At 66.6% G+C, this 22,787-nt stretch carries 22 protein-coding genes and 1 pseudogene; 14 read left to right on the top strand and 9 right to left on the bottom strand.

Annotation, left to right across the window (positions count from 1 at the left end):
* The 3 genes from BSZ39_RS14215 to modA all read left to right on the top strand — a co-directional run.
* The coding region (locus BSZ39_RS14215) for a hypothetical protein (RefSeq protein ID WP_222842896.1) at positions 1-182 on the top strand (182 nt) is incomplete at its 5' end.
* Positions 183-296: 114 nt separating this feature from the next.
* Positions 297-1,121, top strand: coding sequence for a dimethyl sulfoxide reductase anchor subunit family protein (locus tag BSZ39_RS07665; RefSeq protein WP_073716769.1), 825 nt, complete (start codon positions 297-299; stop codon positions 1,119-1,121).
* A gap of 115 nt (positions 1,122-1,236) precedes the next feature.
* Entirely contained in the window at positions 1,237-2,034 is a 798-nt protein-coding gene (gene modA, locus BSZ39_RS07660) for a molybdate ABC transporter substrate-binding protein (protein ID WP_245792458.1), read from the top strand.
* Here modA and BSZ39_RS13885 read toward each other — a convergent pair.
* Together BSZ39_RS13885 and BSZ39_RS13880 are read right to left on the bottom strand one after the other, a co-directional pair.
* The gene (locus BSZ39_RS13885) at positions 2,001-2,228 is read right to left on the bottom strand and encodes a DUF1206 domain-containing protein (RefSeq protein WP_158025113.1); all 228 of its coding nucleotides are present in this window, start codon (positions 2,226-2,228) and stop codon (positions 2,001-2,003) included. The genes modA and BSZ39_RS13885 overlap by 34 nt on opposite strands.
* 20 nt (positions 2,229-2,248) lie before the next feature.
* The gene (locus BSZ39_RS13880; protein ID WP_281247118.1) at positions 2,249-2,773 is read right to left on the bottom strand and encodes a DUF1206 domain-containing protein; all 525 of its coding nucleotides are present in this window, start codon (positions 2,771-2,773) and stop codon (positions 2,249-2,251) included.
* Positions 2,774-2,865: 92 nt separating this feature from the next.
* Here BSZ39_RS13880 and BSZ39_RS07650 point away from each other — a divergent pair, with 92 nt between their 5' ends.
* The 3 genes from BSZ39_RS07650 to BSZ39_RS07640 are packed head-to-tail and all read left to right on the top strand — an operon-like array spanning position 2,866 to position 7,710.
* A complete protein-coding gene (locus tag BSZ39_RS07650; RefSeq protein WP_073716768.1) occupies positions 2,866-4,887 on the top strand; it encodes an ABC transporter permease in 2,022 nt (673 codons plus the stop codon).
* 17 nt (positions 4,888-4,904) lie between these two features.
* Complete coding sequence (locus BSZ39_RS07645; protein ID WP_245792457.1) at positions 4,905-6,566, top strand: Na+/H+ antiporter NhaC family protein; 1,662 nt, start codon at positions 4,905-4,907, stop codon at positions 6,564-6,566.
* A 58-nt stretch (positions 6,567-6,624) separates the two neighbouring features.
* A complete protein-coding gene (locus BSZ39_RS07640) occupies positions 6,625-7,710 on the top strand; it encodes a carbohydrate kinase family protein (protein ID WP_073716767.1) in 1,086 nt (361 codons plus the stop codon).
* Here the strand turns inward: BSZ39_RS07640 and BSZ39_RS07635 are convergent.
* The 4 genes and pseudogenes from BSZ39_RS07635 to BSZ39_RS07620 all read right to left on the bottom strand — a co-directional run bounded on the left by BSZ39_RS07635 (position 7,707) and on the right by BSZ39_RS07620 (position 11,299).
* Positions 7,707-8,060: a DUF4126 domain-containing protein gene (locus BSZ39_RS07635; protein WP_073716766.1), complete on the bottom strand. Its 354-nt coding sequence runs from the start codon at positions 8,058-8,060 to the stop codon at positions 7,707-7,709. The genes BSZ39_RS07640 and BSZ39_RS07635 overlap by 4 nt on opposite strands.
* Before the next feature lie 12 nt (positions 8,061-8,072).
* Positions 8,073-9,707 (bottom strand): hypothetical protein, encoded by a 1,635-nt coding sequence (locus tag BSZ39_RS07630; protein ID WP_073716765.1) that lies wholly within the window; start codon positions 9,705-9,707, stop codon positions 8,073-8,075.
* Positions 9,692-10,449, bottom strand: a pseudogene (locus tag BSZ39_RS07625) (ABC transporter ATP-binding protein). Before BSZ39_RS07625 ends, BSZ39_RS07630 begins: the two are co-directional and overlap by 16 nt.
* A 61-nt stretch (positions 10,450-10,510) precedes the next feature.
* The gene (locus BSZ39_RS07620; protein WP_073716764.1) at positions 10,511-11,299 is read right to left on the bottom strand and encodes a DsbA family protein; all 789 of its coding nucleotides are present in this window, start codon (positions 11,297-11,299) and stop codon (positions 10,511-10,513) included.
* Positions 11,300-11,382: 83 nt separating this feature from the next.
* On the opposite strand from BSZ39_RS07620, the gene BSZ39_RS07615 reads away from it, so the two are divergent.
* Complete coding sequence (locus BSZ39_RS07615) at positions 11,383-12,102, top strand: ABC transporter ATP-binding protein (protein ID WP_073716763.1); 720 nt, start codon at positions 11,383-11,385, stop codon at positions 12,100-12,102.
* Positions 12,099-14,816 carry an FtsX-like permease family protein gene (locus tag BSZ39_RS07610; RefSeq protein WP_083603063.1) on the top strand — a complete coding sequence of 906 codons (2,718 nt, stop codon included), beginning with the start codon at positions 12,099-12,101 and terminating at the stop codon, positions 14,814-14,816. Before BSZ39_RS07615 ends, BSZ39_RS07610 begins: the two co-directional genes overlap by 4 nt.
* On the opposite strand, the gene mtnN is transcribed toward BSZ39_RS07610, so the two are convergent.
* Entirely contained in the window at positions 14,813-15,457 is a 645-nt protein-coding gene (mtnN, locus tag BSZ39_RS07605) for a 5'-methylthioadenosine/S-adenosylhomocysteine nucleosidase (protein WP_073716761.1), read from the bottom strand. The two genes, BSZ39_RS07610 and mtnN, sit on opposite strands and share 4 nt — an antisense overlap.
* Entirely contained in the window at positions 15,457-15,924 is a 468-nt protein-coding gene (locus BSZ39_RS07600; protein WP_073716760.1) for an S-ribosylhomocysteine lyase, read from the bottom strand. The genes mtnN and BSZ39_RS07600 overlap by 1 nt, the downstream gene beginning before the upstream one ends.
* A 223-nt stretch (positions 15,925-16,147) precedes the next feature.
* On the opposite strand from BSZ39_RS07600, the gene BSZ39_RS07595 reads away from it, so the two are divergent.
* From BSZ39_RS07595 to nrdE, 6 genes are all read left to right on the top strand, one after another.
* A complete protein-coding gene (locus BSZ39_RS07595; protein ID WP_073716770.1) occupies positions 16,148-17,677 on the top strand; it encodes an L-serine ammonia-lyase in 1,530 nt (509 codons plus the stop codon).
* A 130-nt stretch (positions 17,678-17,807) separates the two neighbouring features.
* Positions 17,808-18,548: a hypothetical protein gene (locus tag BSZ39_RS07590; RefSeq protein ID WP_073716759.1), complete on the top strand. Its 741-nt coding sequence runs from the start codon at positions 17,808-17,810 to the stop codon at positions 18,546-18,548.
* A gap of 236 nt (positions 18,549-18,784) precedes the next feature.
* Positions 18,785-19,258, top strand: a complete 474-nt coding sequence (locus BSZ39_RS07585) for a hypothetical protein (protein ID WP_073716758.1) — start codon at positions 18,785-18,787, stop codon at positions 19,256-19,258.
* Positions 19,259-19,789: 531 nt separating this feature from the next.
* On the top strand, positions 19,790-20,041 hold the full coding sequence (gene nrdH, locus BSZ39_RS07580; protein WP_073716757.1) for a glutaredoxin-like protein NrdH: 252 nt from the start codon (positions 19,790-19,792) through the stop codon (positions 20,039-20,041).
* 40 nt (positions 20,042-20,081) lie between these two features.
* Positions 20,082-20,498, top strand: coding sequence for a class Ib ribonucleoside-diphosphate reductase assembly flavoprotein NrdI (nrdI, locus tag BSZ39_RS07575; RefSeq protein ID WP_073716756.1), 417 nt, complete (start codon positions 20,082-20,084; stop codon positions 20,496-20,498).
* Complete coding sequence (nrdE, locus tag BSZ39_RS07570; protein ID WP_073716755.1) at positions 20,468-22,624, top strand: class 1b ribonucleoside-diphosphate reductase subunit alpha; 2,157 nt, start codon at positions 20,468-20,470, stop codon at positions 22,622-22,624. The genes nrdI and nrdE overlap by 31 nt, the downstream gene beginning before the upstream one ends.
* 63 nt (positions 22,625-22,687) lie before the next feature.
* Here nrdE and BSZ39_RS07565 read toward each other — a convergent pair.
* The coding region (locus BSZ39_RS07565; RefSeq protein WP_143180426.1) for an integrase core domain-containing protein at positions 22,688-22,787 on the bottom strand (100 nt) is incomplete at its 5' end.

Below are 22,787 nucleotides of genomic sequence, written 5' to 3'. Positions count from 1 at the left end.
AACTATCATCGGCCTCATACCGCCTGTGCAGATCAGCCACCGGCCAGCCGAGTCCACGAACGTGTAGACAACGTCATGACCTCATACACCTAGCAATGAACGTCCACGAATTGCCCCTCATCTCCTTCACGATCCTCGCGCAGATGTGCGTGGGCGCGTTCGTTGTCCTCGGCATCATCTAGCTGCTCGCCCCGCGCCTGTACGGCGCGACTGAGACGGCCCAGACTGCGCCGGCCGGCCCCGCCGAGCCCAGCAACGCGATCGGGCGCCTGCTCGCGAAATTCAAGCTCGACTACGTGCCCGCCACGAACCCGGTCGACAAGCTCACCGACCCCGCGCTGTTCGCGATCGGCCCGATCCTCGTGCTTGGCCTGCTCGGCTCGATGCTGCACCTCGGCAACCCGTTCAACGCGCTCAACACGTTCCGCCACCTCGGCTCGAGCTGGCTCAGCCGCGAGATCCTCTTCGGCATCCTGTTCGCCGGCCTCAGCTTCCTGTTCTCCTTCCTGCAGTGGAAGAAGATCGGTAGCCCGCGCCTGCGCCAGGCGCTCGGCGTCCTCACTGCCCTGGTGGGCCTCGGTCTCGTGTTCGTCATGTCGATGGTCTACTACTCGCTGCCGACGGTCCCGTTCTGGCACCTGTGGACGACCCCCGCAACGTTCTTCGTCACGACGTTCCTCCTCGGCGCCCTCGCCGTCGGCGCGGGCCTCATGACGGTGACGATGTGGCGCCGCCGCAAGCTGGGCGGCCGCGACGAGGTCATTGAAGAACAAACCCAGGACATGCTGCAGCGTACGGTCCGCCTCATCGCGATCGCCGTCGCGGCCCTCGCGATCGTCCAGATCGTCCTGTTCATCTTGCAGATCACGACGATGGGCGCGGATGCGGCGATGCCGGAAGCCTCCCGCGAAGCGTTCTACAACAACTGGTTCCTCGCGCGCATCGTCCTGCTTATCGTCGGGGCCTGCCTGCTCGGCTTTTTCATGTACTCGTTCGCGACCTCGCACCGCTCGCTCACGATGATCGCGACCGTCGCGACGTGCGCGCTCGTTGTCGTGCTCGCCTCCGAGGTGTTAGGGCGCTCGCTGTTCTACGACGCCATGACTCGCATCGGCATGTAGCTCCTGTGATAGCCTCGGGTGTGTGGTGACGGTAAGCTACGCGCCAGGACTCCCACCGAGGGGAGCGACCGTCATTGCGTGCGGAGCGCGTCTCAACCAAGGGGTGAATACTGTCGTGAAAAAGATCCGTCATGCGGCCCTCGCTTTCGTGGCTGCCAGCGCGATGCTGCTGTCCGCCTGCGGCGGCGCTAAGGATGCTCCGGCCGACGGCGGGACGCCGGCCGATGAGCTGACCGGCGAAGTCACGGTTTTTGCCGCGGCCTCGCTGAATAAGGCGTTTTCCGATATCGGTGATGAGCTGATGAAGAAAAACCCGAAGGTCAAGGTCAAGTATTCCTTCGAGGGTTCCTCGACGCTCGTCGACCAAATGTCCGAAGGCGCACCGGCCGACGTGTTCGCCTCAGCCGACGAGAAGAACATGAAGCGCGCGACCGAGTCCGACCTCGTCGAGGACAACAAGCAGTTCGCGACGAACGTCCTCACCCTCATCGTGCCCGCCGGTAACCCGGCGAAGATCACGGGCCTCGATGCTTCCCTCGACGGCAAGCGCCTCGTCGTCTGCGCGCCCGGCGTGCCGTGCGGCAACGCGACCAAGACCCTCGCCGAGAACCTCGGCGTGACGCTGAAGCCGGTCTCCGAGGAGCAGAAGGTCACCGACGTGCGCGGCAAGGTCGAGGCGGGCGAAGCCGACGCGGGCCTCGTCTACACGACCGACGCGAAGGCCGCCGGCGACAAGGTCGAGATCATCGCCATCGACGGCGCCGATAAGGTCGTCAACAAGTACCCGATCGCGCTGACGAAGAAGGGCAAGGACAACAAGGCCGCCCAGGCGTTCATCGACATGGTGCTCTCGGCTGAGGGCCAAAAGATCCTCGCCGATTACGGCTTCGGCGCGGGCGCCGACGCTAAGTAGCGCGCGCGAGCGAACGAGAAGATTCCGTAGGCGGCGAAGCCGACGGCGATCGCGATCAACAGGAGCTGCCCGAGCGGCAATTCCCTGAGTTTCGCGATCCCGTCGGCTAAGCCGCCCGCTTCGTCTGGGTCATGGCTGACAGGCGCGAAGATAAACAGCGAGCCGGTCGCGAGCAGCGCGACCCCCTTCGCCACACAGCCGACCCGCCCCGCGATCAGGACCGCGCGGGGGGATGGCGATCCAGGTGCTTTAAAAACCTCGCGCTGATGCCGCTGTAGATGTGGTAGCCCGCGATCGTGATGATGACGAGCCCGACCGCCCCGACGATGAAGACCCCGCCGGGCAGCGACAGCGCCGTTGACGCCGCTTCTTCTTCCGTGTCCGAGCTCGTGCCCCAGCCCAGCGCGATCGCGAGCCCGACGCCCGCGACCACGAGGTGAACCACCGTTCTTCCGGCCGCCGGGAGGCGGTCGGTCGTCTTGTTCGCGCTGATCGCTACGCTGCCCTGCCACAGGGCAAGCAGCACGAGACCCACGATCACGACCCACAGCACGATCACACCGAAGGCGGAGTCGCCAAGGAGCGCGAGCGCGCCCGTGTGGTCCGTGTCTTCCGAGTTCGCGCCGAGCGCGAGCCGAACGATGAGGTAGGCGACCAGCAGATGCAGCAGCCCGTTGGCGGCGTGTCCGAGGCGGGCACCGTGATGGACGACCTCGCTCTCGCCCGCCTTGTGCCCCAGTTCCTTCGCGTCCTGTGCGTCTATTGCCGCTCCCTTGGGCCTAGCCGTCCGTTTGTCCTGAGAATAAACCGGGCCTGAGATAGCCTCTAGTTATGCCGGAAAATTTGCGCCGCGGCACCGTGCCATCGTGGGTGTATCTCCTCGCCGTCGTTGGCCTGGCCGCACTCGTCGTCCCGCTCCTAGGGCTCGGTACCCGCGTCCCGTGGACTCGTATCCCCGAAATCATGGGCGAGAGCGATGCCCGCTCGGCGCTCTGGCTTTCCCTGAAGACGTGCCTCGCGTCGACGGCATTCGCCGTCGTCCTCGGTATCCCCACCTCGATCCTGCTGTCGGGCCGGTGGCGCGGCGTGAAGGTCGCGCGCGTCCTCGTCCTGCTGCCGATGGCGCTCCCGCCCGTCGTCGCGGGCCTCGCACTGCTGCAGACCTTCGGGCGGCGCGGCCTCATCGGGTCCTGGCTCGACTCGATCGGCATCCAGATCGGGTTCACGACGACGGCCGTCATCATGGCGCAGACCTTCGTGTCGATGCCGTTCCTCATCGTCGCGCTGCAGGGCGCGCTGCAGGTGCGCGAACAGGGCCACGAGTCGATCGCGGCGACGCTCGGCGCGAAGCCGACCCGCATCCTGTCGCGCGTGACCCTGCCGCTCGTCGCGCCCGCGATCGCGCAGGGCACGGCGCTCGCACTCGCCCGTTCGCTCGGCGAATTCGGGGCGACGCTCACGTTCGCGGGCTCGCTCACCGGCGTCACTCGCACGATGCCGCTGGAGATTTACCTGCAGCGAGAGACCGATCCCGATATCGCGCTCGCGCTCGCCGCCGTCCTCATCGGCGTCGCCATCTGTGTCGTGGCCGTGACCGCCTGGCAGCAGGGGAGCGCCAAGCGGACGCCGGTGGCCGACGACGCCGACGCCGAACCCGCCACGGCCGAGTCGCCCGACGAACTCCCGCGCTCGGGCACGATGGGTGCTCCGATCTCCGCTCACATCCGCGTGCCGGAACGTGGCGTCGACGTGCCGCTGGAGGTCGCTGCCGGTGACGTCGTCGCCCTGCTCGGGCGCAATGGCTCCGGCAAATCGACATGCGTCCAGGTCATGAGCGGCCTGCTCGACGGCCCGGGATCGACCGTGAAAGTCGGTGACCGCACCCTCGATTCGGGCTCGCAGCACGTCCCAACCCGCGAACGCGGCATCGCCCTGCTCGCCCAGCGCCCCCTGCTGCTGCCGCACCTGAGCGCCGAGGACAACGTCGCCTTCGGGCTGCGCTCGCGCGGCATCGCCGCCGACGAGGCCCGCCGGCGCGCCCGCGCGGAACTCGCCGCGGTCGGCTGCGCGCACCTGACCGACCGGCGGCCGTGGCAGCTCTCGGGCGGCCAGGCGGCGCGCGTCTCCCTCGCCCGGGCGCTCGCGACCGACCCGGACGTCATCTTCCTCGACGAGCCGATGGCGGCCCTCGACGTCGACGCCGCGGCCGATATCCGCGGCCTGCTCGCCCGGCGCTTTGCCGCGACGAAGCCGACCGTCGTCCTCGTCACCCATAACCTCCTGGACGTCGCCTCGCTCGCGACCCACGCGATCGTGCTCGGCGACGGCGAGGTCATCGAATCGGGCCCCGCGCACGAGATCCTCACGTACCCGCGCACGGAGTTCACGGCGGCGCTCGCGGGCATGAACATGCTCATCGGTCGCGCGCACGCCGACCCCGAGGACCCGCACGTGCTCACGATCGCCGACGCCCCCTATGCGATAACAGGCGTCGCCGCCAGCGCCGAGGACGCCGCCGAACTCGCCGCGGGCCCCGCGATCGCGCTGTTCGCGCCGTCGGCCGTCTCGCTCTATCCGGCGGGTCAGCGCCCCGCCGGCTCGCCCCGCAACGTGCTGTCGACACGCGTCGTCTCCGTCGAGCAGGCGGGCCGCCTCGCACGCGTCGCAGCCGAGGTCCTGCCCGCGCGTTCGGGGGCAAAAACCTGGACGATCAGCGCCGACGTCACCCTCGCCTCGGTGCGCACGATGGGGCTGGAGCCGGGCGTAGAGCTCACCGCGACGATCAAGGCGGTGGAAGTGTCCCTCACCACGACTGCCCAGCGGATGGACACGCACGAAACCGCGCGCCCCTAGAAAAGTATTTTTAGGGCGTGAATATCAGCGCCTTGCTCCCAACCGTCCTGCCCTCCGCGTCCCTCATGGAAGCGGCCCCGTGGGTGTCGATTGTGCCGCCGCTGATAGCGATCCTGCTCGCGATCCTCACGCGCAAGGTCATCCTGTCCCTCGGCCTCGGCGTCATCAGCGCCGCGCTCCTCATCGCGAACTTCCACCCGATCGGCACGCTCAAGGCCCTCGGCAATGCCGCGCTCAGCCTCGTCTACGCTGAGGGCGCGATCAAAACCGACCACATCTACATCCTCGCGTTCCTCCTGATGCTCGGCGCGATCACCTCGCTCGTCCTCATGTCGGGCGGCTCGCAGGCGTTTTCCGCGTGGGCATCGCGCCGCATCTCGGGCCGACGCGGCGCGCAATGGCTCGGCACCGCGATGGGCATCGGCATCTTCATTGACGACTACTTCAACGCCCTCGCCGTCGGCCAGGTCGCGAAGCCCGTCACCGATAAATACCGCGTTTCGCGCGCGAAGCTCGCCTACATCATCGACTCGACGTCGGCGCCCGTGACGGTTCTCGTGCCGTTCTCCTCCTGGGGCGCCTCGATCATTGCGCTCATCGCGCCGACGATCGCCGCGTCCTCACTCGCCGTCTCCGATATCGGCGCCTTCCTTCGCGCGGCCGCCGCGAACTATTACGCGATCGCGGCTGTCCTGCTCGTCACCGCCGTCGTCGCCTTCTCCCTCGACTTCGGTCCAATGCGCGCCGAAGAGCACCGCGCGATCCGCCACGGGCGGACGTATTCGAGCAAGGCGAACATCCCAGGCGAGGTCTCCGATAACCTCCCGCAGGCGCCCACGGGCCGGATCGCCGCGCTCATCGTGCCCTTCGTCGCGCTCGTCACCGGCGTGATCGGCGCGATGTTCGTCACCGGTGCGCTCTACGGCGAGACTTGGGACCTCATGCGCATGCTGGAAAACACCAAGGTCGCGGAGTCCCTCGTTATCGGCGGTCTCATCGGCCTCATTGCCGCCGTCGCGCTGTGCTGGCGCGCCATCCGCCCGCACGAACACATCACCGCGGCGACCATGGCACGCGGCGCGGGCTCCGGCGCCGCCTCGATGTGGCCCGCGATCCAGATCCTGCTGCTCGCCTGGCTGCTCGGCAAGCTCATCACGACGCTCGGCACCGGCACCTTCGTCGGCAACCTCGTGCGCAGCGCCGACCTGCCGGTCGCGATGCTCGTGCCGGTGATGTTCCTCGCCGCCTCGATCATGGCGTTCTCGACGGGCACCTCCTGGGGCTCGTTCGGCATCCTCATCCCGATCGCGGGCGACATCATGAACTCCGTCGGCGCGAGCGAATTCCTCATTCCCGCGCTCGGCGCGGTCCTCGCGGGCGCGGTCCTTGGCGATCACTGCTCGCCGATCTCCGATACGACGATCCTGTCGTCCACCGGTGCGGGCTGCGACATCATCACGCACGTGACGACGCAGCTGCCCTATGCGGGCGCCGCCGCGATCGCCGCGCTCATCGGGTACACGACGCTCGCACTGACCGCCTCGATCATCGCCGGACTCGTCGCGACGCTCCTCGCGCTCGCCATCGCCGTCATCGTGTTAGTCCGCATGACGATCACGCTCGAGACTGAACATCGGGAAAACGTCGCATCTGCTCCGCAGGGGGAAAATACCGAGTAGGCTGGCACACGACACCTGACGCAACGACGCGATTCCGCAAAGACGCGGGAGGAGGGTTATGAAAGTCATCGTTGTGGGGATTGCCAACCAGCGCACCACCGTCCCCATCGGCTCCTTCCCGGTCACGTTGCATCACGATGCGAGCTACCACCACGAGATCCGGCACAGCGTCGGCGGCATGGGCTTTTCCGTTGCCCGCGCGCTATCGGCCCTCGGCAACGATGTCGCGCTCGCGGCACCGCTGGGGGAGGACTACCCGACGGCGCTCATCGACACTGAGGCCTACCGCTTCGACATGTCGACGCACCTGTGCACGCGCTCGCTCGCGCGCACCCCGCGCAGCGTCGTGCTCTACGACGACGCGGGAGCGCGCCAGATCTTCAACGACCTCACCGACTCACCCGGCATCGCTTTCCACGTCGACGATCTCCTGCCCGACGTCACGCAGGCCGACATCACCGTGCTCACCTCGCGGCGCATGGCGGCCGGGCTCGCGACCGAACTCGCGAAGCGCAACCTCCCGTTCGCGGTCGACCTGCAAAACGTCGACCCGATGATCCGCGATGACCTCGCCGCTTACCAGGAGGCGAGCGAGGACGGCCTGCCGCCCGCGGGCCACTGCCCGCCGCCGACGGGCGAGGCCGAGCTCGGGATCCTCGCCGAAGCCCCCGTGTGCTTCGACGAGTGGGTCGCGCCCTTCCTGCCCGCCCGATACATCACGATGTCGTCCTCCCGCGCGCGCGGTCGCGAGGCGGAGGTCCTTGCCGATGTCGCGCACGCCTCCCGCGCCGAGGTCTGCGTCATGACCCTGGCCGAGCGCGGCTGCCTCGTCCTTTCCCGCAATCCCGACGGCAGCTGGCCGGCCGAGCCGAGCCACGTGCCCGGCGAGCCGGTGACGATCACGAATTCGCTCGGCGCGGGCGAGAACTTCCTCGCCGTCTTGCTCCACGAGCTCATCACGTGCGGCGCGGATCCGATCACGGCCGCCTCGCGCGCCAATATCGCGGTCGCGCGGCTACTCGCCGACAAACCGGCCCACGGCGGAATCACGGTCGACCGCCTGGCCGAGCTCCTCGGGCCGGGCTGTGCGCCGCGCGCGAACCCGGAGTCGATCCCGAAACGCGACCCGGTCTCGACGAGCTAAAAGTCCATAGCTTCGAGCCGCTTCCGCTCGCCGCGTCGCCGCCGGCGCGTCACCAGACACGCCAACCCAAACACCGTGAAGGCGAGCAACACGAGCGCGATCACGGGCGCGAGAATCGCCGCGAGCGAGAGCGCGAGGCTCGTCGCATCCTCCCCGACGGACAGCACCGGCGCCGCAATACCCGCGGTGGCGACGTTCGCGACCGGCCGAGCGGTCGCCTTCGTCAGGTGGACGACGAGCGCGACGACGGCGCCGACGATGAACAGCAGCCAGCGCCCGTACGAAAACGCCGAGGACGAATCCGTGAGCGTCTGCTCGGGCCCAAAACCGGAGGCGAAGACGATATCCATGTCTCAAGTCTGCTACGTCGCCCAGGTTTTTACCTTGTGATAGATCTCGACCTCGCGGTCGGCGAGCATGCGGGGCCCCGCGATCCAGCCGATCGCGAGCAGGGCGAACCCGGCCGCGAGCGCCGCGAAACCGGCCCAGAAATGCAGGCCCAGCAGCGCGAAAATGATCGCGGGCAGCATCGGCACGAAATATGCGGGAATCCCTGCCAGACCTGAAATCCACGCGGCCGAGGACTGCCCCGAGTTCATCTTGAACGCGTTCGTGCCGGGCGCCTGGACGGGATAGGGCAGCAGGACACACAGCATCGCCGCGACGCCGACGACGGTGCAGGCCGCGCCCACGATCATCGCCGCGGCCAGGGGCATAAACGCGAGCGAGCCCGCGAGCGTGGCAGCCAGGAGTGTCGCGAGGAGGATCGTCGGCACCGTGACGAGCAGGGCGGCGATGCCGCGCCCGCGCAGCGAGATTTTCGGATCGAGCCCGTGGATGATCGCATGCCAGCCCGCCGGGCCGTCGAAGCCCAGGTCGTTGATGAGCTGCTGCATCGAGACGACCATCGTGAACAGCGCGAACGGGCCGAGCACCATCGCTGCGTTCTCGCGGTTGATATACAGGACGAACGCGAGAATGATCGGCGAGAGCAGCAGCGAGATGAAATAGCGCGAATCGCGCAGCCAGTAGCGCACCGAGCGTCCGATAACCGCGCCCAGCGGGGTCGTCGGCAGGATCTTCATGACGCCCTCGTCGACGACGGGTAGGTCGGCGCGCCGCGAGCCACGCAGGCGGGTGCCCGATCCCAGGCTCGAGGGCGTGATGAGTGCTTCGTCGAGGTTCTTGCGCCACCACAGCCAGATCGCCGCGCACGTGACGAGGACGATCGCAAGGCGCGCGAAGCCGATGAGATAGGCACCGCTCGCGAGGTCGAAGGGGATCGCCGCCGGGGCGCCCAGGGGCGTCCACGACGCGATCGCAACCGCGTCTGTGAGCAGGTTGGTGAGGTCGACCGCATCGGCGGTCTCGAGCGAGCCGAGCAGAAACGACAGGCCGGAATACAGCACCGCGATCGCGGCGATCATGCCGAAGGCCGACAGCAGTTCGCGGCCGCGCCGGCTAATGCCGCCCACCCCGACGGCGGTGAGGATCGCGCGCGGCGCAGCAAGGCAGAGGTAGAGCCCGAGCCCGAAGCAGATCGGGGCGGCCACGAGCGCCATGCCGAGCGCACCGGAACTGGCCGCCGGGTAGCGCCCGGTACCGATCGCGAGCATGACGAGGATCAGGGCGGCGATCCACGCGAGCGTCGTGAGGACCGCGGGAATAGAAATGATCGAGGCGACCAGCAGCGCGGGCTGCAGCTCGCGGGCGCGCAGGGGCGTGCGCGAGAACCGATCCGCCGCGAGCGGATCATCGAGGCCGCCGGCGACGAGGGGCGCGACGAGCCACCCCAGGATGAGCATCGCGGCCCCGAGCGAGAGCACGTGCGGGAGATATTCCGGCGCGCTGCTCGCGAGCGTCCCGACCCCGATCATCGCAAGGAGGAACATCGGCAGGACGGACAGCAGGCCGAGGATCGCCGCGACCCAGCGGCGCGCATGCGCGAACTCGGCGCGCCACAGGCGCCAACGCAGCGCGGTTAGGACCGCAACCACGACAGCGATCCTTCCGCGAGCGATTCGGCGCCGACGATATCGATGAAGCGGTCGACGAGCGAGCCCTCGCCTCGCACTTCGGCAAGCGTGCCCGCGGCGCGCACCTGCCCGTCGTGGATGATGGCGACGTGATCGCACATCGCCTCGACGAGCTCCATGACGTGCGAGGAGATGACGACGGTGCCGCCGCCGGCGACGAACTGAGCGAGGATCGCGCGGATCGTGCACGCCGAGACCGGGTCGACGGACTCGAACGGCTCATCGAGCACGAGCAGGCTCGGCGAATGGATGAGCGCCGTCGCGAGCAAAATCTTTTCCGCATGCCCGCCGAATAATCCGCGACGGGCTTGCGGGCGTCGTTGGTAAGGCCCAGCGTCGTGAGCAGGTCGGCGGTGCGCTGTTCGACGGTCGTCTTATCGAGCCGATGCAACAGCCCGGTATAGATGAGGAGCTCGCCGCCGGTCAGCCGGTCGAACGTCGCCATCGCATCGGGCAGGACCCCGAGCCGTTCCTTCGCGGCCGCGGGATCGTCCCACACGTCCTGGCCCGCGATCGCGGCGCTGCCCGCGCTCGGGCGCAGCAGGCCCGTCGCCATCGACAGGGTCGTGGTCTTGCCGGCGCCGTTCGGGCCGACGATGCCATAAAAGGAGCCGACGGGGATCTCGAGCGAGAGGTCGCGAACGACGCGACGGCCGCCGAACTCCTTCGACAGGTGGCTAAGCAGCAGTGCGGGCGGTCTCATACCTACCAGGGTAGGGGTGAGACCGCCCGCACAAAATCCTTCGCAGGACGTATCTGCTGGACTACTTATTCGCGTTGACCTTGGCGAGTTCCTGTTGGATTACCTGCTGGAAATGCTCGGTCGGCTGAGCGCCCGAGACGACCTCATCGTTAATGATGAACGCGGGCGTGCCGCGCAGGCCGAGCGTGCGGATCGCCGAGTCGGTGTTTTCGAAGACCTTCTTCTCGAGCTCCGGGTTCTTGATCGCTTCGCGGAATTTATCGAGGTCCTCGACGCCGGCCTGCTTCGCAAACTCGACGTACTCGTCCTCGGTGTAGGACGGGTGGCCGCCGGAGTGCGCCTTGAAGACGACATCGTGGAACTCCCAGAACTTGCCCTGGTCGGCGGCGGCGCGCGCCGCCGCGCCGGTGGTCTTGCCCTCGGGGAAGAGCGCGAGGTCGCGCCATTCGATGCGCAGCGTGCCGTCGTCGATGAGTTTCTTCAGCTCCGGCTTCGTCGTGTTCGCGAACTGCGCGCAGAACGGGCAGGAGAAATCGGAGTACTCCACCATGACGACGGGGGCGTCGACCTTACCCTGGGCGTACGGGTCGCCCTCCTCGCGCGTCGGCTGCGCCCGGATCAGCTTGAGGACCTCCGGGTCTTTTTCTGGCGTCGCCGTCGCCGTCGGGGCCGCGGAAGCACCCGCGGTCTCGGTCGGCTGTGCCGCCTGCATCGCGCCCATCCTTCCCAGCAGGAAGAAGATGCCAGCGATCAGCAACGCACACAGGACGGCGAGCACGATCACGAGCGGCGAGCGGGCGGGCGAGGCCGGACGCTGGGCCGTTTTTGGATCGGAAGTATTGAACGACATGGCACCGATCCTACCCAAGCTCAGGGTTGCCGCCCTACGAAAGGTGGAATGTACGCCACCGGCTCACCTGGCACGATGGTGATATGTCGAGTTCAGTGCCAGCCATCCGCACCCGGGGTCTAACCAAAATCTATGGCAGCGGCGAAGCCGCCGTCACCGCCGTGTCCGACGTGTCCATTGACATCGCCGCCGGCCAGTTCACCTCCGTCATGGGTCCCTCCGGCTCCGGCAAATCCACGTTCCTGCACTGCGTCGCCGGACTGGACTCCATCACGTCGGGCACCGTCGAGATCGCGGGCGAGGACATCAGCGCGATGAGCGATTCCCAGCTCTCGCGCTTCCGCCGCGACCGGATCGGCTTCATGTTCCAGGCGTTCAATTTGCTGCCGACAATGACCGCGCGGCAAAACATCGTCCTACCAACGAAGATGGCGCGCAGCCAGGTCGACGACAAATGGTTCGAGCGCCTCATTGCGACCCTCGGGCTGTCCGACCGCCTCGAGCATCGCCCCTATGAGCTCTCCGGCGGCCAGCAGCAGCGCGTCGCCGTCGCCCGCGCCCTGCTCACCCGGCCCGCGGTGCTCATTGCCGACGAGCCGACCGGCAACCTCGACTCGTCCTCCTCCGCCGAGGTCCTCCAGCTGCTGCGCAATGCCGTCGACGAGCTCGGCCAGGCCGTCCTCATGGTGACGCACGATCCCGACGCGGCCGGCGTCGGCGACCGCATCCTGTCCATGGCCGACGGGCACATCGTGTCCGACGAACACCCGAGCGCACACCAGGGACGGCGGGTCGCCCAGTGAAGGATGTGCTGGTCGCGCAACTGCGCTCGAAACCCTCGCGACTGCTCGCGACGACGATCGCCGTCATCGTCGCGGTCGCCTTCGTCGTCGTCACGCTCTCGCTCGGCGGCGCGTTCACCTCGACGATGCGCCAGGCCTTCGCCGAGATCCTCACCAACGCCAACGGCCAGGTGACGTGTCATACAAACACGATCACGAGCGCCTACCTCGAGAAGAACCTCGACGCTAACGGCGACACGGATGCGCCCGAGGTCAAAGACCCGTGCGGCCAGGTGCGTGACAAGATCGCCGAGATCGACGGGGTCGCGGCCGCAGGGCTGGTCCAAAACATCGCGGTCGAAGCCCGCAAGAGCGGCGAGATCGCGCACATGCAGGGCTTCCGCCTCATCGATCCGGCCCTGCGCTGGCAGGAGATCGACCGCGGCGGCTGGCCCGAGGCCAATAACCAGATCGCGATCGACGCCGCCACGGCCGAACAGCTCGGCGTCGATGTCGGAGACGAGGTCGACGCCGGACCGATCGGACACCAAAACGACAGCGCCCGCGTCACCGTCGTCGGCGTCTTTAAAACCGGCCGCTTCTCCTTCCCGCAGGCCGTTGTGCCCGCGGAGAAGCAGACCTGGCTCGGCTCGCCCTTCGATGAGGTCGCGCGCATTATCGTGAAGGCCGATTCTGGAGTGAGCGACGGCCAGCTCATCGAGCGGCTGAAGGACGCCGACCTGCTCACCCTCGAGGTCCCCGATGCGCTCGAGTTCAAGACCGTCAACGAGTCGGTCGAGGACGAGCTTGCCCAGTTCACGAACGGCAGCGGCATCATCACCGCAGTCGCGTCCGTGTTCTCGCTCATCGCCGCCGTCGTCGCGGGCATCGTCATCACGCTGACGTTCCAAGTCCTCGTCGTCCAGCGCACGCGCGAACTCGCGCTGCTGCGCTGCATCGGGGCCGAAGGCGGGCAGGTGCGACGCCTCGTGCTCGCCGAAGCCCTCGTCGTCGGCGCGGTCGCCTCCGCGATCGGAGCGGTCCTCGGCGGCGGACTCGTCTTGTGGCTCTTCCCGATGCTGCAGCTCCGCCCCGCGGTTTCCGACACCATCACGCCCATGATCGCGGGCCTTATCGTCGGCATTATCCTCACGCTCATCTGCGCGTTCGGGCCCGCCCGCCGCGCGACGCGCGTCGCCCCGCTCGCGGCCCTGCGTCCCGCCGACCTCGCGCCCGTGCGCTCCAAGCGCGGCATCGTCCGCCTCATCATGGGGCTGCTCATCACCGGCGCCGGTGTCGCCGCGCTCGTGCTGGGAATCCGCCGCGAATCGCTGCTGCTCGCGATGCCGGGTGGCATGGCGATCTTCATCGGCGCCATCATCCTGTACGCCTTCATTGTCCCCGGCCTGCTCAAGGCAATCTCCGCGGTCTGGGCGAAGCGCTGGGCGCCGAGCGAACTCGCCGCCGCGAACGCTTCGCGCAACCCGGGCCGCACCGCCGCGACCGCGTCGGCGCTCGTCGTCGGCATCGGGCTCGTCGTCACGGTCGTGACCGGGCGCTACTCGATGGAGCACTCGCTGACCTCGATCCTCGAGGATCGTCGCCCCATCGACCTCATCGCCCAGGGCGCCGAGTTCACCGACGAGCAGCTTCAAACCATCCGCGGTCTCGAAGGCGTCGTGTCGGCCGAACCCGTCCAGGTCGCGCAGGCCTATGTCGGCACGGTCCCGACGGCCGAGCAGCTCGCGGCACTCAACCCCGGCGGCGAGGGCGAAAAGCCCGAAACCCCCGCGGGCCCCGAAGCTCCCGAAGCTCCGGAGGCTCCACAGGTACCCGAGCCCGAGTCCCCACCGTCGACCGCCGCCGGCGAGGCCAGCCAGGAGGCTATGCCCCAGACGGTCCGCGTCTTCGGGATGACCGACGAGGCGCTCGCGCTCGCGCGCGCGAAAGTCGTCGAGCCCGCGACGGGCGAGGCCGGCGTCCGCTCGCATTGGGAACTGTCCGACACAGACCGCGTGACGCTGCACTTCCCGGTGCCGGATGCGGCCCCGAACGCCGACGGCACGATCGCGACCGCGGCCCGCGACCTCACCCTCGTCGAGGGGCGGGGCCCGGCGAGCGGCATTGCGTGGCTCACCGCCGACGACCTCGCAACACTCGCGAAGGACTCGAGCATCGAGACGAAGCCCGGCGCCGTCATCGTGCGCCTCGCCGACGACATGACCTCCAAGCAGCTCAACGCCCTATCGAGCGATATCCGCGCGATGGCGGAGGGCATCGCGGTCGACGGCGGCGCCTTCGACCGAGTCCGTTTCATGCTCATCCTCGACACGATGATGTACGTCATCCTCGGCCTGCTCGGCGCCGCGATCGCGATCGCCATTATCGGCGTCTCAAACACGCTCGCGCTGTCGGTGCTGGAGCGCCGCCAAGAATCCGGCCTGCTGCGCGCGCTCGGCTTCACCCGCGGTCAGATGCGGGCCATGCTCGCGATCGAGGCGGCGCTCATCGCGATCGTCGCCGCGCTCGGAGGCATCGCGCTCGGCGTCTTCGAAGCGTGGGCGGGCGTGCGCGCCCTATCCGCTCAGCTCGGTTTCGACCTCTCGCTGTGGCTGCCATGGGGCTGGCTCGCCGGCATCGTCGGCGTCGCCCTGGCCGCCGCGCTCATCGCGTCCGTCCTACCCGCGCGCACCGCGGCGAAGACGAGCCCGATCGAGGCGATGGTGAACGACTAGCGGTGAGCTAGCAGATGTTCGACGACGGTCGCTGCCCGCGCGGCGACCTCGTCGAGCGTCAGGTGGAAGCTATCCGACGCCGACCCGTCGCACAGGTCCGAGATCGCGCGCACGGAGATAAACGGCATCTTCGCGAGGTGGCACGCCTGCGCGAGCGCGGTCGACTCCATATCGGTCGACAGCGCGGCCGGAAAAGTTTTTCGGACCTCGGCAACCAAGTGCGCGGCGATGAACGAATCCCCCGAAAGCATGCCGCCCAGATGGATCCGCGACGAGCCGTCGAAAACCGCGTCCGCGGCGAGCACCTCGGCGCGCGCGAGCCACGTGGCATCACCGAGGAATGCGGGCGGCATCCCCGGAATCTGGCCGAGCTCATAGCCGAACGCGGTCGCATCCGCGCCGTGGTAACGGTATTCGGTGCCGACGATGACATCCCCGATCGCGACGCCGTCGCCCAGCCCGCCCGCCGACCCCGTCGAGATGACGACGTCGGGGGAGTACTCGGCGACCAGCCGCGTCGCCGTGACGGCCGCGTTGACCGCGCCGATCCCCGTGACCGCGACCGTGACATCGCCGCCGAGACTCCGCTGCGTATAGGGCGCCGCCTCCTCGGGCATCGCGGCGAGGACGACGGCACGCATCAGGCCATCACCAGCGACCAGGACTCGCGCGCGTCAAGCATGCGCTGCACCGCGGCCTTCGCCCCGGCCAGGTCATGCGACGCGCCCCAACCGCACTGCACTTCGTTCGCAGCGGGCACTTCGCTCGCGGCGAGCACGTCTTCGAGCGTCGCGGCAATGAGGTCGAACATCTCCTCGTCGCTGTGCTCCCCGGCCATGAGCAGGTAGAAGCCGGTCTGGCAGCCCATCGGTGAAAAATCGACGACGTCATTCGAATGATTCCGGACGTTCTCAGCAAAGGTGTGCTCCAGCGAATGGATCGCCGGCATCTCGAGGTGCTCGCGATTCGGTTGGCAGAACCGCACGTCGTATTTCACGAGCACATCCCCGCCGGAAAGCGTCTTGCGGTCCGCGACGCGCACATAGGGCGCCGCCACCTTGGTGTGGTCCAGGTTGAACGATTCGACGTTCATCTTCGCGTCACTCATGGCTCTAGCCTATCCGTACTTGGGATAGGAAAATCGGACGAAACGTGTAACCATTTACAGGCAGGCCACCCCGGTAACGGGACGACATGGAGGTTATGGCATGACTGATCGACACGACGTTTCGGCACCCCGCTCTACCCCCGGGCAACACGTCGAATACCACCTCACCCGGCCGCATTCGGCCCGCAAATCCCTGCCGATCACCCCGACGAAGCGCTCCGTCATGCCCGGCCCCGCGCGCGCCCGCGGCCTCGGCGCCGACGCGCTATATGCGGGCGCGATGCCCGCCCACGAGGCCCCGCGCCCGTTGAGCGTTGCCGACCTGTTCAAGATCGGGCTCGGTCCCTCCTCCTCCCACACCGTCGGCCCGATGAAGGCCGGCTATGCCTTCGCCAAGGAATGCCTCGCCGTCCTGCGCGACGGCCCCGCCCCGCGACGCATCACCGTCGACCTGTACGGCTCGCTCGGCGCGACGGGCCGCGGCCACGCCACCGACCTCGCCGTCGTGTGGGGCCTTGCCGGCTTCCTGCCCGACTCCGTCCCGATGGACATCGTGGAAAACCTCGTCGACCGCATCGGTGAGAGCGGCGAGCTGGTCATCGCCGGCGAGATCGCGGTGCCATTCTCCTTCACCGACGACGTCGCCCTCGTGCCCGACACCGTCCTCGACTACCACGTCAACGGCGTGACCTTCACGCTGCACGGCGATGACGGCGTCCTTTTGGAGCGCACCTATTACTCCGTCGGCGGCGGCTTCGTCGTCGAACAGATTCCCGACGACGAACTCACCGACGAACAGCGCGCCGAGGAGGCCACCGCCGTGCGCTCGCTGTCCGATGAGAGCAAGGGGAGCGACGATGATTGCCCCGCCGCGCCCTACCCGTTCGCCTCCGCCCGCCAGCTCCTCGACCACTGCGCGGCCGCCGGCCTGTCGGTCTCCGACGTCGTGCGCGCGAACGAGGAATCCTCCCGCATCCGCATCGACGTCGATAAGCACCTCGACGCCATTTGGGACGCGATGAGCGAATGCATCGACGCGGGCTGCCGCACCGACGGCACCCTGCCCGGCGGCCTCGGCGTCCCGCGCCGCGCCGCGAAGCTCTACTCCGAGCTGTCCGCTGGCGAGCAGCGCGGCCCCATCGGCGACTGCGAAGACCCGCTGCGCGCCGTCGACTGGGTGAACCTGTACGCCTTGGCCGTCAACGAAGAAAACGCTGCCGGCCACCGCGTCGTGACCGCGCCGACGAACGGCGCCGCGGGTATCGTCCCCGCGGTCATTAAGTACTACCTGCAGTTCGTCCCGGACTCCACGACCGATGGCGTGCGCCGCTTCCTCCTCGCCGCCACCGCGATCGGCTCCCTCATCAAGACGAACGCGTCCATCGCGGGCGCGGAAGTTGGCTGCCAGGGCGAGGTCGGCTCCGCCTCCGCCATGGCCGCAGGAGGCCTGTGCGAAGCGATGGGCGGCACCCCGAGCCAGGTCGAAAACGCGGCCGAGATCGCGATGGAACACAACCTCGGACTCACGTGCGACCCAGTTGGCGGTCTCGTGCAGATTCCCTGCATCGAACGCAACGCCATCGGCGCGATGAAGGCCATCAACGCGGCCCGCATGGCCCTGTGGGGCGACGGCCGACACACGGTCAGCCTCGATGTCGTCATCGAGACGATGCGCCAGACCGGTGAGGACATGCTGAGCAAGTATAAGGAGACCTCGACGGGCGGCCTCGCCGTCAACGTCGTGGAATGCTAACCGCACGTCTCAGTACGGCAACGATCTGCCTGATCTGAAACGAACTCTCGCACTCCACGCCATCCTGTGGTTGAATCTGGGGCAACCGTTGTATCGCACAACACGATAGACGCCAAAGGATGGGATTGCGATGAAGGTACGTCTTCGACTGCTCGCCCTCACTGCCGCGCTAGCCCTCGGTATCGCCGGCTGTTCCGGAAACACGTCCAACCCTGCAGCCCCCTCGGCAACCACCCCGGCCGAGTCCGCCTCGAGCGATGTTGCCACCAGCGCGGCCCCGTCCGATGGCGCATCCCCGACGGATGACGCGGCGCCCTCCGAAGTTTCGGCGGATGTCGTCAAGGGCCTGAAGTACGGTGACACCGAACTCCAGGTCGTTGCGCCCGAGCAGCTGAAGTCCTACATGGACGCCTACAACAAGCAGCTCAAAACCATGGGCGACGTGAAGTCCGAGCCGGCCGAATGTGCCGCCCGAGGCACCGAAGCAGCCCGCGCCCTCATGGAGAAGACTCCGGTGATGGCCCTGAGCCAGTCCGGCGGCGGGGCCGCCTCCGTTCAGGTGTACGCAGGCGCCGCCAAGGACGTCGACTTCGCTAAGCTCCGCGACATTATGAGCAAGTGCTCGGAGTACACCCTCGAAGTCAACGGGACGAGCGTGCCCGTGAAGGTTTCGGAAGCCAAGTCGTCGGTTTCGGCAGACGAGGTCCTTGGCCAGCAGGTCCAGCAGGAGATTGCCGGCGAGTCCCAGACCGTCGTCACCGTCATGGCGACGAAGGGCGATAACCTCGTCGTCACCTCCGTCGCCGGCCCCGAAACCGCCGATCAAGCCAAGCTAGATGAACTGACTACGACAGTCCTTTCGCGACTGTAACGAGCCAGAAAGGCCCCCGCCGATGAGACTACCCCTCGCGCTGCCCGCCTGTTCGCCGCGGGCGCAGCCGCCGCCCTCCTGCTGAGCGCCTACGCCTCCGGCGGCGAGAAGGCAGCAGCCCCTGCCACGACCACCCCGGCCGCCACCGCCACCACGACGGCGGCGGCGCCCGAGGAGACCGAAGAAGCGAGCGACGACGCCACGGAAGAAGCCCCCGAAGGCTCCGGCCGTGACAGATGTTCCAGGCCATCGCCCAGATGGAGGAGGAAGACGCTGACAAGGTCAAGGTCGAGCCCGAAGAGTGCAAGTCTCTGCCGAGCATCGTCAACCTCGACGATGCTGAAGCGGAGCAGGTCGCCCAGGCGATCACGCCCGGCCTCGAGGTGATGATCCTCGCGATGGACAAGGACGCCATGAGCTACGACCTTGGCAAGCTGAAGGAGCACCGTGACAAGTGCGGCACCTCCACGCGCTCCATGGGTGAGCGGAAGGAAACGGAGACGCTGACGCCGGTCGACTTCGACGTTGATGCAGGCGAGGTACAGGCCTATAAGTTTTTGACCACCGGAGGCGAGGAAGACTACGAAGCGATCTCGGTGAGTATCATGAAGGGTGACACCTACCTCGCCTTCGACCTGTCCGAAACCACCGACGAAGCCCTTGGCAAGCTCGAGGAACTCGTCAACGAGGTCCTCGGCCGCCTAAACTAACGGCAACTTTCCCCTCAGCTCCGGCCCGGATGTCGCCTCGCTCGACACGCCGGGGCGAAGTCGTTTTGCGCCACATTTTTCTTGTCTCAACCGGGCGCCATTCGTCGCTTTCCACAGTTCGCACAGGCTGTGGACAATCCTACGTCCCCACTTTGCACACCCCTGCCGCACGCCGTTTCGGTTGCTGCTCGACGAGCCTCAGGAGCGGGTTTCGTACAGGTTCGTGCGGCGTGCACCGCGCCAATGTCGGTGGTGCCCGCCAGACTTAGCCTGCGCGCCCAACCCGCTCGCGTCGGCCTATCCACACCGACCCAAAAATCATCCACAGGAGGTGGTGGACAGTTTTGTATAGTTATTCGATCTAGAATGCACCGCACACTAGATGTAGTGGTCGCGCTTTCGATCGATCACAAGGTATAGTGACAGAAGTCAGCGAGCCGGTTCGAGATGAATCGAACGACACGGGTGTAACACCCCGGAAAAATGGCCCGCGAGGACGCCGTTAACCAGACTTCTAAGGAGTGTGCTCTCATGAGCATTACCGTGTTCAGCAAGCCGAACTGCGTTCAGTGCGATGCCACCTACCGTGCGCTGAAGAAGAACGGCTTGGAGTACACCGTCGTTGACATCACCGAGGACGCCGAAGCGCTCGCGAACGTCAAGGCTCTCGGCTACGTGCAGGCCCCCGTCGTCTTCGCCGACGGCGACCACTGGTCGGGCTTCCGCCCGGACCGCATCAAGGCCCTGGCCCGCGTCGCCGCCGTGCAGACCGTCAGCGCGTAACCCTCGACGACGGTTCACCAGAAGAATCCGGGAGGATGACATGGCTCGTATCGTCTACTTTTCATCGGTGTCGGGTTACACCCACCGATTCGTAGAGCGACTCGGACTACTCGCCTCCCGGATTCCGCTTCGCCCCTCAGACCCGTTCCTGCGCGTCGACGAAGAATACGTCCTGATCGTTCCCACCTATGGCGGTGGCAACCAGCGGGGAGCAGTCCCCAAGCAGGTCATCAAGTTCTTGAACGACGAGCACAACCGGTCGCTTATCCGCGGCGTCATCGCCTCGGGCAACTCTAACTTCGGCACCGCCTTTTGCATCGCCGGCGATATCATCGCCCGCAAATGCCAGGTGCCATTGCTCTACCGCTATGAGCTCCTTGGAACCCCCGACGACGTCGATCGGGTAAAAGAAGGATTGGAAGAATTTTGGCAGAAACGCTCACTGACACCGGCCTAGAGAGTTTCGCGAGCGAAGATCTCGACTACCATGCCCTGAACGCGAAGCTGAACCTGTACGACGACAGCGGCAAGATTCAGTTCGACGCCGACAAGCAGGCTGCTCGGCAGTACTTCCTGCAGCACGTCAACCAGAACACGGTGTTCTTCCACTCGCTGGACGAAAAACTCACCTACCTGGTCGACGAGGGCTACTACGAAGGCCACGTCTTGGAGAAGTACTCCAACGAGTTCCTCCACCGCATCTTCGACCACGCCTACGCGAAGAAGTTCCGCTTCCCAACGTTCCTCGGCGCGTTCAAGTACTACACGTCCTACACGCTGAAGACCTTCGACGGGAAGCGCTACCTCGAACGCTTCGAGGACCGCGTCGTCATGGTCGCCCTCACCCTTGCCGATGGCAACGAAGACTTTGCCATCACACTCGTCGACGAGATCATCTCCGGCCGCTTCCAGCCCGCCACCCCGACGTTCCTCAACTCGGGCAAGGCCCAGCGCGGTGAAGCCGTCTCCTGCTTCCTGCTGCGCATCGAAGACAACATGGAGTCGATTGCCCGCGGCATCAACTCCGCCCTGCAGCTGTCCAAACGCGGCGGCGGCGTCGCCCTGCTGCTGACCAACCTGCGTGAGCACGGCGCTCCGATCAAGAAGATCGAAAACCAGTCCTCCGGCGTCATCCCCGTGATGAAGCTGCTCGAAGACTCCTTCTCCTACGCCAACCAGCTCGGAGCCCGTCAGGGCGCCGGCGCCGTCTACCTGCACGCGCACCACCCCGACATCCTGAAGTTCCTCGACACCAAGCGCGAGAACGCGGACGAAAAGATCCGTATCAAGACGCTCTCGCTCGGCGTCGTCATCCCCGACATCACGTTCGATCTCGCGCGTAAGAACGAGGACATGTACCTCTTCTCGCCCTACGACGTCGAACGCGTTTACGGGGTGCCCTTCTCCGACATCTCCGTGTCCGAGAAGTACTACGAGATGGTCGACGATAAGCGCATCACGAAGAAGAAGATCAACGCCCGTCGCTTCTTCCAGACGCTCGCCGAGATCCAGTTCGAGTCCGGCTACCCGTACATCATGTTCGAAGACACGGTGAACCGCTCTAACCCGGTCAAGGGCAAGGTCATCATGTCGAACCTCTGCTCCGAGATCCTCCAGGTCAGCGAGGCCTCCGAATACAACGAGGACCTCACCTACTCCCACATCGGCAAGGACATCTCCTGCAACCTCGGCTCGATGAACATCGCCATGTCGATGGATTCGCCCGACTTCGGCAAGACCGTCGGCACCGCGATCCGCGCGCTGACCGCCGTCTCCGACCAGACGACCATCACCTCGGTGCCCTCGATCGTGCGCGGCAATGACGAGTCGCACGCCATCGGCCTGGGCCAAATGAACCTGCATGGCTACCTCGCCCGCGAGAACATTTTCTACGGCTCCGAAGAGGGTCTGGACTTCACCAACATGTACTTCTACACGGTGCTGTTCCACGCCATCACCGAATCCAACAAGATCGCGATCGAACGCGGCCAGGCCTTCGGCGGCTTCAAGGAGTCGAAGTACGCCTCCGGTGAGTTCTTCGACAAGTACACCGACCAGGTGTGGGAACCCGCCACCGAGCGGATCCGTCAGCTCTTCGCCGGCGCGAACGTTCACATCCCGACGCAAGAGGACTGGCGCGAGCTCAAGGCCTCCGTCATGGAGCACGGCATCTACAATCAGAACCTGCAGGCCGTCCCGCCGACGGGTTCGATCTCCTACATCAACAACTCGACGTCCTCGATCCACCCGATCGTCGCGAAGATCGAGATCCGCAAGGAAGGCAAGATCGGCCGCACGTACTACCCGGCGCCGTTCATGACGAACGACAACCTCGAGTACTACCAGGACGCCTACGAGATCGGCCCCGAAAAGATCATCGACACCTACGCTGCCGCCACGCAGCACGTCGACCAGGGTCTGTCGCTGACGCTGTTCTTCAAGGACACCGTCTCCACCCGCGACCTCAACCGCGCCCAGATCTACGCCTGGCGCAAGGGCATCAAGACGCTCTACTACATCCGCCTGCGCCAAAAGGCCCTCATGGGCACCGAGGTTGAAGGCTGCGTCTCCTGCGAGCTGTAGCCCGATGAGCGGACGGCCCGGCATCTACAAAAGATGCCGGGCCGCTTGCGTTGCGGAGGCGCGTTAGGTGTAGTTCCCCGTGAGGTTGTGAACGCGTTCTGATGGAGTAAGACCACCGATCCCGGTATGGGGTCTGTGATGATTGTAGTGATGAAGCCAGGCG

The organism is Bowdeniella nasicola (genome assembly GCF_001907295.1).
Lineage (GTDB): Bacteria > Actinomycetota > Actinomycetes > Actinomycetales > Actinomycetaceae > Bowdeniella > Bowdeniella nasicola.
The sequence above is the reverse complement of the archived record's forward strand: the minus strand, read 5'-3'. Positions and strand labels throughout refer to the sequence as shown.